Annotated in this window: 11 protein-coding genes; 6 read left to right on the forward strand and 5 right to left on the reverse strand. The window is 68.6% G+C overall.

Annotated features, from left to right (window positions below):
* Positions 1 to 5: 5 nt before the first annotated feature.
* Genes ASC92_RS18230 through ASC92_RS18245 form a run of 4 tightly spaced genes read right to left on the reverse strand, consistent with a single transcriptional unit; the run spans position 6 to position 6,157 of the window.
* The gene (locus ASC92_RS18230; protein ID WP_056518431.1) at positions 6 to 1,220 is read right to left on the reverse strand and encodes a hybrid sensor histidine kinase/response regulator; all 1,215 of its coding nucleotides are present in this window, start codon (positions 1,218 to 1,220) and stop codon (positions 6 to 8) included.
* Positions 1,210 to 1,815 (reverse strand): chemotaxis protein CheB, encoded by a 606-nt coding sequence (locus ASC92_RS18235; protein ID WP_056518432.1) that lies wholly within the window; start codon positions 1,813 to 1,815, stop codon positions 1,210 to 1,212. The genes ASC92_RS18230 and ASC92_RS18235 overlap by 11 nt, the downstream gene beginning before the upstream one ends.
* Complete coding sequence (locus tag ASC92_RS18240; RefSeq protein WP_268810475.1) at positions 1,812 to 2,681, reverse strand: CheR family methyltransferase; 870 nt, start codon at positions 2,679 to 2,681, stop codon at positions 1,812 to 1,814. Before ASC92_RS18240 ends, ASC92_RS18235 begins: the two co-directional genes overlap by 4 nt.
* Positions 2,678 to 6,157, reverse strand: a complete 3,480-nt coding sequence (locus ASC92_RS18245) for a response regulator (RefSeq protein WP_056518433.1) — start codon at positions 6,155 to 6,157, stop codon at positions 2,678 to 2,680. The genes ASC92_RS18240 and ASC92_RS18245 overlap by 4 nt, the downstream gene beginning before the upstream one ends.
* A 157-nt stretch (positions 6,158 to 6,314) precedes the next feature.
* On the opposite strand from ASC92_RS18245, the gene ASC92_RS18250 reads away from it, so the two are divergent.
* From ASC92_RS18250 to bioD, 6 genes are all read left to right on the forward strand, one after another.
* Positions 6,315 to 8,600 carry an ATP-dependent DNA helicase gene (locus ASC92_RS18250; protein WP_157609078.1) on the forward strand — a complete coding sequence of 762 codons (2,286 nt, stop codon included), beginning with the start codon at positions 6,315 to 6,317 and terminating at the stop codon, positions 8,598 to 8,600.
* Positions 8,578 to 9,198, forward strand: coding sequence for an alpha-ketoglutarate-dependent dioxygenase AlkB (locus tag ASC92_RS18255; RefSeq protein ID WP_235505877.1), 621 nt, complete (start codon positions 8,578 to 8,580; stop codon positions 9,196 to 9,198). Before ASC92_RS18250 ends, ASC92_RS18255 begins: the two co-directional genes overlap by 23 nt.
* Positions 9,199 to 9,300: 102 nt before the next feature.
* The gene (locus ASC92_RS18260; protein ID WP_056518436.1) at positions 9,301 to 9,612 is read left to right on the forward strand and encodes a hypothetical protein; all 312 of its coding nucleotides are present in this window, start codon (positions 9,301 to 9,303) and stop codon (positions 9,610 to 9,612) included.
* Positions 9,613 to 9,871: 259 nt separating this feature from the next.
* Entirely contained in the window at positions 9,872 to 11,302 is a 1,431-nt protein-coding gene (bioA, locus tag ASC92_RS18265; protein WP_235505879.1) for an adenosylmethionine--8-amino-7-oxononanoate transaminase, read from the forward strand.
* Complete coding sequence (bioF, locus tag ASC92_RS18270) at positions 11,286 to 12,518, forward strand: 8-amino-7-oxononanoate synthase (protein WP_056518438.1); 1,233 nt, start codon at positions 11,286 to 11,288, stop codon at positions 12,516 to 12,518. The genes bioA and bioF overlap by 17 nt, the downstream gene beginning before the upstream one ends.
* On the forward strand, positions 12,515 to 13,243 hold the full coding sequence (bioD, locus tag ASC92_RS18275) for a dethiobiotin synthase (protein WP_056518439.1): 729 nt from the start codon (positions 12,515 to 12,517) through the stop codon (positions 13,241 to 13,243). The genes bioF and bioD overlap by 4 nt, the downstream gene beginning before the upstream one ends.
* Here bioD and ASC92_RS18280 read toward each other — a convergent pair.
* Positions 13,226 to 14,278 (reverse strand): aldo/keto reductase, encoded by a 1,053-nt coding sequence (locus ASC92_RS18280; RefSeq protein ID WP_056518440.1) that lies wholly within the window; start codon positions 14,276 to 14,278, stop codon positions 13,226 to 13,228. The genes bioD and ASC92_RS18280 overlap by 18 nt on opposite strands.
* Positions 14,279 to 14,401 lie beyond the last annotated feature (123 nt).

Raw genomic sequence — 14,401 nt, forward strand, 5'->3', positions numbered from 1 at the left:
TTCCTTCAGGTTGAAGAGGGAAGTATGGCGGGCGGCTCGAGCGGCAGGTCGACCACGAAGCGCGAGCCTTCGCCCGGCGCGCTTTCCACGCCGATCTGTCCACCATGCAGGCTCACGATCTTGTGCGTGATGTACAGGCCGAGGCCCAGCCCGGCCGCGTGCTTGCGGCTGTCCTTGGTGCGCTCGAACTGCTTGAAGATGCGCTCCTGGTCTTCGGGCGCGATGCCGATGCCCTGGTCGCGCACGGCCACCTGGGCGGTGCCCCCCATCTGCTGCACCATCATCTCGACCGGCTTGCCGCCGCCATAGCGCAGCGCATTGGTCAGCAGGTTGGTCAGCACCTGTTCGATGCGGAACTCGTCCCACACGCCGCGCAGTTCGGTGGGTGCCATGAGCGTGATGGCCGAGCCCGCGGCCTCGGCTTGCTGGCGCAGGTTTTCCACTACTGCGCGTGCCAGCGCGGCGAGGTCGACCGGCTCGGTCTTGATCGACAGCGCATCGCGCCGCATGCGCGTGACGTCGAGCATGTCGTCGATCAGCCGCACCATGTTGCGAATCTGCCGCTGGTCGCGCTCGATCATCGCGGGCAGCCGCTCGGGCGCGAAGTTGGCGAAGTTGCCCTTGGACAGGTGCAGCTGCCGCAGCTGCGCCTCGAGGTACAGCGTGTTGAGCGGCGTGCGCAGCTCGTGCGACACCATCGACATGAAGTCGTCGCGCATGCGCACCGCGCGCTCCAGCTCGTGCTGCGTCTGCTGCAGCTGCTGCACCAGCTCTTCCTGCTTGCGGTGCGCGGCGGCGAGCGACTCCATCTCGTGCCGCAGCGCCTTGCGGTGCCGGTACAGGTCGACGAACACGTGCACCTTGCTGACCACCGCGTGCGGGTCCAGCGGCTTGTGCAGGAAGTCGACCGCGCCGCTCTCGTAGCCCTGGAAGGCGTAGTTCAGTTCGCGCCCGGCCGCGCTCACGAAGATGATGGGAATGTGCCGCGTACGCTCGGTGCCGCGCATCAGCTCGGCCAACTCGAAGCCGTTCATGCCGGGCATCTGCACGTCGACGATGGCGAGCGCGAATTCATGTTCCAGCAGCAGCGCGAGCGCGGCGTCGGCCGAAGCGGCGCGGTACACGATGCGCCCAGGCGCTCGGATCAGCGCCTCCAGCGCCAGCAGGTTTTCCGGCAGGTCATCGACGATCAGCAGCTTGCTTTGGACGTCAATGTTCATGGGCGGCCTCCAGTTGAAGCAGCAAGGTGCGCAGTTCGCGCAGGGGGAGCACGTAGTCGTGAACGTGGCGCGCGATGGCGGCTTGGGGCATGGTGGGAATCTGTGCTTCTTTCGGTTCCTGGACGGCGGTGAGCCCGCCGGCCAGATGGATGCGGCGCAGGCCTTCGGCGCCGTCGTCGTTCGCGCCGGTCAGCAGAAAGCCCGCGAGGGCGGGGCCGTAGGCGTCGGCGGCGGAGGCCATCAGCACGTCGATGGACGGCCGCGAGAACAGCACCGGCGGCTCGCAGCTCAGCGAGAAGCTGCGGTCGCGCTCGATCGACAGGTGATAGCCGGGCGGCGCGAAGTAAAGGCTGCCGGCCGCCAGCGGCATCTTGTCGGCGGCTTCGTGCACTGGAATCGGCAGGCGCTGCGCGAAGATCTCGGCGAGGTGGCTCTCGTGCCCCTCGGGCAGGTGTAGCACCACCGCCATCGGAATGCGCCAACTGGCGGGCAGCCCGTGCAGCAGCGCGGAGAGCGCATCGATGCCGCCGGCCGAGGCGCCGAGCACCACGGCGTCCACGCGCTTGCGAACGGGTGAGCGAAGGTGGCGGTTCATGTGGCCTTGCGGTAGATGCGCTCGGCACGCGCATGCGTGTCGAAACGGTTGGAGTAGCCCGAGAAGTCGATGCTTTCCTTCGAGCCCAGCCCGAGAAAGCCGCGATGCGACAGCGACTCGTGGAACAGGCCCAGCGCCCTGTCCTGCAGCTCCCGATTGAAGTAGATCAGCACGTTGCGGCACGACACCAGCTGGGTTTCCGCGAACACGCTGTCGGTGGCCAGGCTGTGGTCGGCAAAGATCACGTCGGCGCACAGCGAAGGGTCGAAGCGCGCGGCATCGTAGGCGGCGGTGTAGTAGTCGGAGAACGCGCTGCGTCCGCCCGCGTGCTGGTAGTTGGCGGTGTAGCCGCGGATCGCCTCCAGCGGAAAGATGCCCAGTCGTGCCTTCTCCAGCGAAGCGGGGTTGATGTCGGTGGCGTAGATCTGCGTGCGCGCGAGCAGGCCTTCCTCGCGCAGCAGGATGGCCAGCGAGAACACTTCCTCGCCGGTGCTGCAGCCCGCCACCCAGACCTTGACGGAAGGGTAGGTGTGCAGGATCGGCACCACGTGCTCGCGCAAGGCCAGGAAGTAGGCCGGATCGCGGAACATCTCGCTCACCGGGATCGTCAGGAACTGCAGCAGCCGGCCGAACAGCAAGGGCTCGCGCAGCACCCGCTCCTGCAGCGCCGAGATGCTCGGCAGCCCGAGTTGCTCGAGCGCATGCAGCACGCGGCGCTTCTGCGAAGCCACGGTGTAGTTGCGGAAGTCGTAGCTGTACTTCAGATAGATGGCCTCCATCAGCAGGCGCAGCTCGATCTCCGTGTCGCTCAGCGGATGCAGCGGCGGCGTCTGCGCGGCCTGCGATGTGCCTGGGCGTGTGGTCACAGGCGCTCCATCTTCGGCATCCACACGCGCAGCAGCGAGAACAGGCGTTCCAGGTCCACCGGCTTGGCGAGGTAGTCGTTGGCGCCGGCGGCAAGGCATTGCTCGCGGTCGTCCTTGGTGGCCTTGGCGGTGATGGCGATCACCGGCATCTTCTCGAAGCGCGGGTCGCCGCGCAGGCGGCGCGTGGCTTCGAGGCCGTCCATCTCCGGCATCATCACGTCCATCAGCACGAGGTCGATCTCGCTGACCTGGTCGAGCCGCTCCAGCGCCTCGCGCCCGTTGCGGCCGATCTCGACGATGGCGCCGCGCTGCTCCAGCGCGCTGGTCAGCGCGAAGATGTTGCGCACGTCGTCGTCCACCAGCAGGATGGTGCGGCCCTCGAAGATGCGGTCGCGCCCGCGCGCCGTCTTCAGCATGCCCCGGCGCTCGCTGGACAGCTCGGCCTCCACCTTGTGCAGGAACAGCGTCACTTCGTCGAGCAGGCGCTCCGGCGAGCGGGCGCCCTTGATGATGATCGAGCGCGAATAGCGCTGCAGCTCGGCTTCTTCGTCGCGCGTGAGGTTGCGCCCGGTGTAGACGATGACCGGCGGGAACGACACGATCTCCTCGGCCGCCATGGCCTTGAGCAGCTCGCTGCCCTGCATGTCGGGCAGCTTCAGGTCGGTGATCATGCAGTCGAACACGCGGGTGCGCAGCAGCTCCAGCGCTTCCTCGCCGGAGCCGACGGCAACGATCTCGATGTCCTCGTCGCCAATGAGCCGGATGACGCTCTCGCGCTGCAGCTCGTCGTCTTCCACCAGCAGCACGACCTTGACCTTCTGCGTGAGCTTCTCCTCGAGCCGGCCGAACACCTTCCTCAGTTCGTCGCGCGTGGCCGGCTTCAGCGCATAGCCGATGGCGCCCATCTGCAGCGCCGCGCTCTGCGCGTTGTCGGCGGCGGACACCACGTGGATCGGAATGTGGCGCGTGTGCGGCGAGTCTTTCAGCCGCTGCAGCAGGCCGAGCCCGGTGCTGTCGGGCAGGCGCATGTCGAGCAGGATCGCGTCGGGCAGGAACTGCGTGGCCAGCTCGAAGCCGTCGGCCGCGCCGTGCGCCACCAGGCAGCGGTAGCCCAGCTCGTGCGCCAGGTCGTAGAGGATGTGCGCGAACTGCGGCTCGTCCTCGATCACGAGCACGCGGCGCACCTGGTCGCGCGGAAGGCTGCGGTCGTCGGCGAACTGCGGTGCGGGCACCGGGGCAGGGGGCTTCGGCGCGTGCGGCGCAGCGGGCGGTGCGGGTGTGGGCCGGGGCGTGTAGACCGCCGACGATTGTTGCGGCACCCCCGGCGAAGCCTGCGGCGCCTTCGCCGGCAGTTGCAGCGTGAAGGTGCTGCCCCGGCCCGGCTCGCTCTGCACCGTGAGCGTGCCGCCCAGCAGCTGCGTGAGGTCGCGCGAGATCGACAGGCCCAGCCCGGTGCCGCCATAGCGCCGGCTGGTGGTGCCGTCGGCCTGGCGGAAGGCCTCGAAGATCAGCTCGTGCTGCTGCGCGTCGATGCCGATGCCCGAGTCGGAGACCGCGAAGGCGGCGCCGCCGTCCGGTGTCGGCGAGACCAGCAGCGCCACTTCGCCGCTGTCGGTGAACTTGAGCGCGTTCGACAGCAGGTTCTTGAGGATCTGCTCGACCCGGTGCCGGTCGGTGACCAGCGAGGCCGGTGCGTCGGGCCGCACTTCGAGCCGGAAGCCCAGGTTCTTCTGCATCGCCAGCGGGCCGAAGGTGCTCTCCAGGCTGCGGGCCAGCTTGGCGAGCGCGACGTCTTCGGGCACCACTTCGAGCTTGCCGGCCTCGACCTTCGCGATGTCGAGGATGTCGTTGATCAGCACCAGCAGGTCGTTGCCCGACGAGTAGATCGACTCCGCGAACTTCACCTGTTCCAGCGAGAGGTTGCCCTGCGGGTTGTCGCCCAGCAGCTTGGCGAGGATGAGCGCGCTGTTGAGCGGCGTGCGCAGCTCGTGCGACATGTTGGCGAGGAACTCCGACTTGTAGCGGCTCGCGCGCTGCAGCTCGTCGGCGCGGTCTTCCAGGTCGCGCTGCACGCGGCGCAGCGCATTGTTGCGCTGGTCCAGCGCCTCGGTGCGTTCGGAGAGCTGGCTGTTGGTCTGCTCCAGTTCGGCCTGCTGGTTCTCCAGCATGGCCTGCGAGGCGCGCAGGGCGCGCGACTGTTCTTCGAGCTCTTCGTTGGCGGTGCGCAGTTCTTCCTGCTGCACCTGCAATTCCTCGTTGAGCTGCTGGGTCTGGGCGAGAACGTCCTGCAACTGCTCGCGGTAGCGCGCCGCTGCCAGCGAGCTGCCGATGTCGTCGGCCACCGTGTCGATCAGCTGGCTGCCGCGCTCGTCCAGCGTGCCGGGCAGGCCGAGCTCGACCACGCCGTTGACCATGCCGCCGCTAGCAACGGGCACCAGCAGCACGGCCTTGGGCGACATCTCGCCGAGGCCCGAATTGACCTTCAGGTAGTCGGCATCGACCGGGTCGAGCAGCATGCGGCGCCGCTCGGCCGCGGCCTGGCCCACCAGGCTCTCGGTGGGGGAAAAGACCTGCGGCATCGCCTCGGCCGAACTCGAAAAGCCATAGCTCGCCGCCCGACGCAGCGGACCGTGGCGCTCGCGCACATACATCGCGCCGACCGACGTGCCCAGGTAGCGCGAGAAGAACGCGAGGATCTTGCGGCCCATGTCCGGCGCGCTGAGTTCGCCTACCAGTTCTCCCACCAGCTCGGTCTGCGCGCTGCGCAGCCAGGCCTCCTGGGCGAGCCTGTCCGCGTGCGCGGCCTGCTCCTTCAGCACCACGTCGTAGCTGTCGGACAGCAGCACCAGCTGGCGCCGGCCGAAGTAGGCCGCCAGCGCGGTGATGACCAGCGTGAACAAGAGGAACAGGCCGACCACCCACCATGCGGTGCGGTTGGCGTCGTTGTTGCGCTGGAAGCGCAGGGTCTGCTCGGTTTGCATGAACGCCGTGAACTCGGCGCGCATGGCGTCGGCCAGCCGCTTGCCTTGGCCCAGGCGCACTTCGAGCTGGGGGTCTGGCCCGGCACGGCGCGCGGCGATCAGCTGGGCGGCCAGCTCGTTCCAGTTGCTCTGGATGGCGGCGATGCGGTCGACGCGTTCCACCTGCTGGCGGTTGTCCGACACCAGCTTGCGCAGCGTGGCCGTGTCGCCCTTGATGCGGGGCAGGGCGCTCTGGTAGGGCTCCAGGAAGGTGTCGTCGCCGGTGAGAAGGAAGCCGCGCATGCCGGTCTCCATGTCGACGCTCTGGTGCTGCACCTCGCTGGCGACACGGGCGACGCGGTCGGTGTGCTCGACCCAGCCGATGGTCGACAGCAGGAAGAGGATCAGCCCGACGAACACCACCGCACCGAACACGCCGCCGATCAGCGGGAGCTTGAGGTTGCGGCTCAGCAGACGCTCGAAGTCGTCGGGGTCGATCGCGGTGGGAGTTTTCATCAGGCGCATTTGTAAGCAAAACCTATCGAGTCTTGCCGATAACTCGGAGTTGCCCTGTCGGAGAAGAGCCAGAAGAGCTCGTGGCTATACTGTGAATTCATCCAGTTGTTGACCGATGGACCCCGAACGCTCCAACCCGCAACATGACGCAGCCACCATGGTTGCACATGTCGTTTCCGTCAAGGCCCTGTGTGCCTTCGGTGCGAAGGCGGGCGACCTCGACCTGCGCTTCGTGCCCGCGCCCAGCGCGCTCGAAGGCATGGCAGGGCATGCGCTGGTGCAGCACCGGCGCGACCCCGAGCACTACGCCTGCGAAGTCGGGCTCGAAGCCACTTGCGGTGCAGTCCGCGTGCGCGGGCGGGCCGACGGCTACGAAGCGCGCAAGGCCCGCGTCGAAGAGATCAAGACCTTCCGCGGCGACTTCGATGCCATCCGCGGCAACCACCGCGCGCTGCACTGGGCGCAGGCCCGCACCTACGGCTGGATGTTGTGCGAGCTGAACGGCCACGACGAAATGACGGTGGCGCTGGTGTACCTCGACCTCGCCACCGGCGACGAAACCGTGCTCGAAGAGCATCACACCCGCGAAACGCTGCGGGAGCATTTCGAGCTGCTGTGCGGCCGCTACAGCGCATGGGCCGCGAGTGAAGCCGGCCACCGCGCCGCGCTCGACGAAACATTGGCTCGGCTCGAATTTCCGCATCGCAGCTTCCGCATCGGCCAGCGCGAACTGGCCGAGGCCGTCTACCGCGCGGCCATGGGCGGGCGCTGCCTCATGACGCAGGCGCCCACGGGCATCGGCAAGACGCTGGCCACCATCTTCCCGCTGCTCAAGGCCCGCGCCGCGCACAGGATCGACAAGGTCTTCTTCCTCACCGCCAAGACCTCCGGCCGCCCGGTGGCGCTCGACGCGCTGCGCGTGCTCGACAAGGGGCAGGGCCAGGGCCGGCTTCGCGTGCTCGAGCTCGCGGCCCGCGAGAAGGTCTGCGAATACCCCGACCGCGCCTGCCACGGCGATGCCTGCCCGCTCGCCAGGGGCTTCTACGACCGCCTGCCCGCCGCACGCGAGCAGGCCGCGCAGGTGGCGTGGCTCGACCGCGAAGCCTTGCGCCACATCGCGCTCGCGCACGAGGTGTGCCCCTATTTCCTCGCGCAGGAAATGGCGCACTGGGCCGACGCCATCGTCGGCGACTACAACTATTACTTCGACAGCAGCGCCTTTCTCTACGCCACCATGCGCGACGCCGACTGGCGCGTGGCCGTGCTGGTGGACGAGGCCCACAACCTGCTGGAGCGCTCGCGCGGCATGTACACCGCGCAGCTCGAAGGCGCCGCGCTCGAAGAGGCGCACCGAGTCGCGCCGGCCGCGCTGCGCGGTCCGCTGGCCCGGCTGTTCCGCGAATGGGACACGGTGCAGCAGGCCCAGGTGGCCGACTACGAGACCGGCGACGAGATTCCTGAGCGCTTCCTGCGCACCCTGCAGGCCGCCAACACCGCCATGGCCGAGTACTTCGCCGCCACGCCCGATGCCTCGCAGGGGCCGCTGCAGCGCTTCTTCTTCGACGCGCTGCACTTCGCCCGGCTGGCCGAGGCCTTCGGCGACCACTCGGTGTTCGAGCGCACGCTGGGCGCGACGCAGCAGGATCGCGGCCTCGCCATCCGCAACCTCGTGCCCGCGCCGTTCCTGGAGGCGCGCTTCGGCGATGCGGTGTCGGTCACCTGCTTCTCGGGCACGCTGTCGCCTTTCGAGTTCTACCGCGACGCGCTGGGACTGCCCGAGAGCACCGCGCTGCTCGACGTGGCCTCGCCCTTCAACAGCCAGCAACTGCGCGTCGAGGTGGCGATGCATGTGTCGACGCGCTTCCGCGACCGCGCGGGGTCGCTGCGCAACGTGGCGGACATCATCGGCGCGCAGTTCGAGCGCCTGCCCGGCAACTACCTGGCCTTCTTCAGCAGCTTCGACTACCTCGAGAAAGCCTGCGCCGCCTTCTCGCTGCGGCACCCCGGCGTGCCGGTATGGACGCAGACGCGCGGCATGCGCGAGGCCGACCGCCACGGCTTTATCGCCCGCTTCGAGGAGGGCGGGCAGGGCATCGGCTTCGCGGTGCTCGGCGGCGCGTTCGGCGAGGGCATCGACCTGCCGGGAAGCCGCCTGATCGGCGCCTTCGTGGCCAGCCTGGGCCTGCCGCAGTACAACGAACTCAACGAGATCACGCGCGAGCGCATGCAGATGCGCTTCGGCAAGGGCTACGAGTACACCTACCTCTACCCGGGCCTGCAGAAAGTGGTGCAGGCGGCCGGCCGAGTGATCCGCACCGAGGAAGATCGTGGCGTGCTGCACCTGCTCGACGACCGCTTCGCGCGTGCACAAATCCGGGAGCTGCTGCCGCGCTGGTGGCATGTGCAACTGGCGGGAGGCCATGAAGAAGATGCGCGCCGCTAGACGCCTCGAACACGCCGGCCAGCCCGACCTTTTCGGCGAGGCGCCCGCGGCCGCCATCGAGGGGCTGCGCTACGAAAGCGGGTTCCTGTCGCCCGAAGAAGAGGCCGCGTTGCTGCGCATCGTCCAGGGCCTGCCGCTCAGGGAGATGCGCTACAAGGAATACACGGCGCGGCGGCGCGGCACCAGCTTCGGCGGCAGCTACGACTTCGACACCAACCGCCTCAAGCCCGGCCCGCCGCTGCCCGAGGTGCTTCATCCGCTACGGGCGAAGGCTGCCGCATGGGCCGGCACGGCGCCTGAAGACCTCACCCACATGCTCATCGCCGAGTACCGGCCCGGCACGCCGCTGGGCTGGCACCGCGACGTGCCGGACTTCGAAGACGTCATCGGCGTCTCGCTGCTCGGCGATGCGGTAATGCAGTTCAGGCCCTATGTGCCCGGCGCGGCGGCTTCGCGGCCGAGCACGCTGGAGTTTCTTGTCGAGCCGCGCTCGATCTACATGCTGCACGGTCCGGCGCGCTGGGAGTGGCAGCACGCCATCGCGCCGACCGAGGCATTGCGCTACTCGATCACGCTGCGCACGCGCAGAACGTCATAGGCACAAGACAGACTGCGCTGACGCACAGCGCCCGCGTCTTCTTACCTGCGGCATGCGCCACGCGTCCAGCATGGTGGCTTTTCAACCAACAGGAGCGATGCCATGCCAAAAGGCGACAAGTCGTCCTACACGGACAAGCAGAAGCGAAAGGCCGAACACATCGAGGAGGGCTACGAGCACCGCGGTGTGGGCAAGGGCGAAGCCGAGCGCCGCGCCTGGGCCACGGTGAACGCGGAAACAGGCGGCGGCAAGAAGTCGGGCTCTGGCCGCGGCAAGACCGAGAGCCACGGCCCATCGCGCAAGGGCGGACGTCTGGGCGGTGCTGCCGCCGCGCACCGCACCGCGGCCGAACGCTCGGCTTCGGCCAAGAAGGGCGCCGCCACGCGCAAGCGCAACGCAGAGAAGCGCGGCTGACCATGGGCCGGGCGGGGCAGCTGAAATCCGCCAATACGATGGCCGAAAACCGGTCTGGAGATTGCCGGGCCACCAGAATCGGACATTCGTGCCCTGTTTCTGCCGTTAGCCTGACAACTTGCGTTTTCCTGCCACGCCATCGCAGGGCCGAGAAGCCGGCTTGTTCCGCGACGTTGATCCGAACGCCCTGCGTACGCGGCTGAACGTCGTGCAATCCACGTTCATTTCGCAGGTGATTCGCCCGTTTGCTGCGCCGTAAATGCGCCGATACGATCCCGCGCCTTGCCTCTCAAAAAAGGACGCGCGGGTGCCTTCAACGACTGCTTCTTCCCCTGAATCCAATGCCTGCTGGCAGCAACGCAGCCGGCGCAACGTGTGGCATCCGTGCACGCAGAGCATCCGCCTCGAAGCGGTGCCGCCATTGCCCATTGCAAGGGGAGAGGGCGTATGGCTCTTCGACCAGGAAGGCCGGCGCTACATGGACGCTACCAGTTCGTGGTGGGTCAACCTGTTTGGCCACGCGCATCCGGCGCTCAATGCCGCGCTCAAAAACCAACTCGACCGGTTCTCGCACGTCATGCTCGCGGGCTGCACCCACGCGCCGGCCGTGGAGCTGGCCGAGCGCCTGTCGTTGCTGACGGGCCATGCGCTGGGCCATTGCTTCTATGCCTCGGATGGCGCCTCGGCCGTGGAGATTGCGCTGAAGATGAGCTTTCACGCATGGCGCAACGCCGGGCGCGGCGGCAAACGGCGCTTCGTGGCGCTCAAGCAGGGCTACCACGGCGAGACGCTCGGCGCCTTGCATGTGACCGACGTGCCTGTGTTCCGTGACGCCTATGCGCCCTTGCTCGCGAACGCGCACCTCGTCGCTTCGCCGGACGCGCGCAACGCCCGGACGGGCGAGGACGCGGCCGCCGTCGCCCGCCGCGCCGCCGCCGAACTCGAAACGCTGCTGGCCGGACAGCACGACACCATCGCCGCAGTGATCGTCGAACCGCTGGTGCAATGCGCCACCGGCATGGCGATGCACGATCCCGAGTACCTGCGGCTGGTGCGTGCCCTGTGCGATCGCCACGCGGTACACCTCATCGCCGACGAGATCGCGGTGGGCTGCGGGCGCACCGGCAGCTTCTTCGCCTGCGAGCAGGCCGGCATCTGGCCCGACTTCCTGTGCCTTTCGAAAGGCATCAGCGGCGGCTACCTACCGCTGGCGCTGGTGATGACGCGCGACGCCATCTACGAGGGCTTTGTCGACGACGACGTGGCGCGCAGCTTTCTCCATTCGCATTCGTACACCGGCAACGCGCTGGCCTGCCGCGCCGCGGTGGCGACGCTGGACCTGTTCGACAGCGAAGACGCGCTGCAACGCAACCGTGGCCGTGCCGCGCGCCTGCTGCAGCGGCTGCGCGAAGGGCTCGAAGGCCAGCCTGTCGACCACCTGCGGCAGCAGGGAATGATCACGGCCTTCGACGTGCGCGAGCCGGGCACGCGTTTCGCCGAGCGCTTTCATCTGGCGGCACGCGCGCAGGGGCTGCTGATGCGGCCCATCGGCAACACCGTGTACCTCATGCCGCCGTACGCGATCGGCGACGGCGAGATCGATCAGCTGGTCGACGGCACGCTGGCCACGCTGAAAGCCGTCATGGCCACGAACCAGGAAGAAGGAGCCCGCGATGTCGCGCTTGCTTGACCGCCTGCAGGGCGAGATCCACGCGCTCGATGCCCAGTCGCTGCGCCGCCGCCGGCAGATCGCCGAAACCGCCTGCGCGCCCGAGCAGGTCCTCACGCTGGCCGGCGCCGCCGCGCCGCGCACCATGCTCGGCTTCAGCAGCAACGACTACCTCGGTCTTGCCGCGCACCCTGCATTGGCGCAAGCATGGGCCGAAGGCGCCGCGCTGTATGGCACGGGCAGCGGCGGTTCGCACCTGATCCTCGGTCACTCGCGCGCCCATGCGCAGCTCGAGGAGAGGCTCGCCGAGTGGATGGCGCCGTTCATTCCCGAGGCGCAGAGCCTGTTCTTCTGCACCGGCTACATGGCCAACCTCGCGGTGCTGTCGGCGCTCGGCGGTGCCGAGGCGGTCATCTTCTCGGAGTCGCTCAATCACGCTTCGCTTATCGATGGCGCCCGGCTGGCCAAGGCGCGCGTCGAGCGCTATCCGCACTGCGACGTGGCCGCGCTCGACGCACAGCTCGCCGCCTGCGACGCACCCGTGAAGCTCATCGTCAGCGATGCAGTGTTCAGCATGGACGGCCACATCGCCCCCGTGGCCGAACTGCTCGCGCTGGCCGAGCGGCACGATGCCTGGCTGGTGATCGACGACGCGCACGGTTTCGGCGTGCTCGGCGCCACGGGGCGCGGCGTGCTCGAAGCCTTGGGCCTGCGTTCCGAACGACTGGTGCTCGTGGGCACGCTGGGCAAGGCGGCGGGCGTGTCGGGCGCCTTCGTTGCGGCGCATCGCACCGTCGTCGACTACCTGGTGCAGCGCGCGCGGCCGTACATCTTCACCACGGCCGCACCGCCGGCCGTCGCGCATGCGCTGCTTGCGAGCCTGGCGCTGATCGAGGGCGAGGAGGGCGCGGAACGCCGTTCACGGCTTTCGGCCCGCATCGCGCAGCTGCGCCAAGGCCTGAAGGCGGTGCTGCCATCGGACGGCAGCGCGTGGCTGCCCGAATCGCCCACTGCGATCCAGCCGCTGATCCTGGGCGACAACGCGCGGGCGATGCGCACCATGGCGCAGCTCGATGCGCGTGGCCTGCGCGTCGGAGCGATCCGTCCGCCGACCGTGCCCGCCGGCACCGCGCGGCTGCGCATCGCGCTGTCGGCCAGCCACGGCGAGGCCGACGTCGTGCGGTTGGTCGATGCATTGGGCGATGCCCTGGCGCAACCCTGGAAGGAGGCCGCATGAACTGGTTCGTCACCGGCACCGACACGGGCATCGGCAAGACGCTGGTCAGCAGCGCCATGCTGAGCCTGCTCGCCGGCTCGGGCCTGCGCTCGGTCGGCATGAAGCCGGTGGCCGCAGGGCTCGAAGAGCGCTATGGCGCATGGCGCAACGAAGATGTGGAGCAACTGCACGCGGCCGGCAACATCGATGCGCCACTGGCGCTGCGCTGCCCCTACCTGCTGCGCGCGCCGATGTCGCCGCACCTGGCGGCCAGGGAAGAGGGCGTGCGCATCGCGCTGCAGCCGATGCTCTCGGCCTTCGCCGAACTCTCGGCGCGCGCCGACGCCGTGGTGGTCGAGGGCGTGGGCGGCTTCTGCGTGCCCTTCGGCGACGACCTCGACAGCGCCGACCTCGCCGTGGCGCTGGGCCTGCCCGTGATCCTCGTGGTCGGCCTGCGGCTGGGCTGCCTCAACCATGCGCTGCTGAGCGCCGAGGCGATCCGCGCGCGTGGCCTTGTGCTGGCGGGCTGGTTGGCGAGCGTTGTCGATCCCTCGATGCTGGCGCCGCAGGCCAACCTGCAGACGCTGCGTGGCCGTCTCGGCGCGCCGCTGCTCGGCGTGGTGCCGCATCTGCAACAACCCGGCGCCGCGCAGGCAGCTCGCCATATCGACTTGCGTGCACTGCGCGCGACGGCGGCCCACGCCGCGCGCCGTGCCGCGGCAGAAGAATCAGCCGCGCTGGCCTGATTCGACGAGCCGCCTGGCGCGCACGCCGCCCTGGCGCTCCAGCATCCAGCCGGGGTACTCGGCGGGCAGCGCGCTCACCTTGTCCAGCGCGGCCAGCTCGTCGCTCGTGAGCTTGATGGCCGTGGCGGCGATGTTGTCGTCCAGCTGCTCGACGCGCTTGGCACCGACGATCACGCTGGTCACCACCTGCTGGTGCAGCAGCCACGCCAGCGCGATCTGCGCAACCGACACCTTGCGCGCTTCGGCCATCTGGCGCATCACGTCGATGCAGTCGTAGGCGCGCTCGACGTTCACCGGCGGAAAGTCGAAGGTGGTGCGGCGGCTGCCTTTTTCCGCCTGCGTGTCGCGGCCGTACTTGCCGCTCAGCAGGCCGCCCGCGAGCGGGCTCCAGACCATCAGGCCGACGTTCTCGCTGCGCAGCATGGGCGCCAGCTCGCGTTCCAGGTCGCGCCCGGCGATGGTGTAGTAGGCCTGCAGCGACTCGAAGCGCGCGAGCCGGTCGCGCTCGGCGATGCCCAGCGCCTTCGCGATCTGCCAAGCCGCCCAGTTCGACACGCCCACGTAGCGCACGTGGCCCTGGCGCACGAGGTTGTCGAGCGCGTGCACGGTTTCCTCGATGCGCGTGAGGGGGTCGAAGCCGTGGATCTGGTACAGGTCGATGTGGTCGAGCTGCAGGCGCTGCAGGCTGGCCTTGACGCCATCCATGATGTGAAAACGCGAGGCGCCCGCCGAGTTGACGCCCTTGCTGCCGGTTTCGCCGAGCACCTTGGTGGCCAGCACGAAGCTGTCGCGCGGCACCTTGAGGTTCTTCAGCGCCTGGCCGGTGATGACTTCCGACTGCCCTTCGGAATACACGTCCGCGGTGTCGATGAAGTTGATGCCGGCGTCGAGCGCGCGGCCGACGAGCTCTTCGGCCTCCGACTGCTGCAGGTTGCCGATCTGGCCCCAGATGCCGGAGGAGCCGCCGAAGGTCATGGTGCCGAGGCACAGTTCGGAAACCAGGAGGCCGGTGCGGCCGAATTTGCGGTATTGCATGGGGAGGTTCCTTTGCGTTGGAAGCAGGCGCCGAAAAGGGCCGACAAGCCCGGGCGACTGCAGAAAAGTATCCCGCCGGCGCCCGCCCCGTGGCGAGCGCGTTCCTGCAAAGTATTTGCCTGA

The organism is Variovorax sp. Root411 (assembly GCF_001425205.1).
Taxonomy (GTDB): domain Bacteria; phylum Pseudomonadota; class Gammaproteobacteria; order Burkholderiales; family Burkholderiaceae_C; genus Variovorax.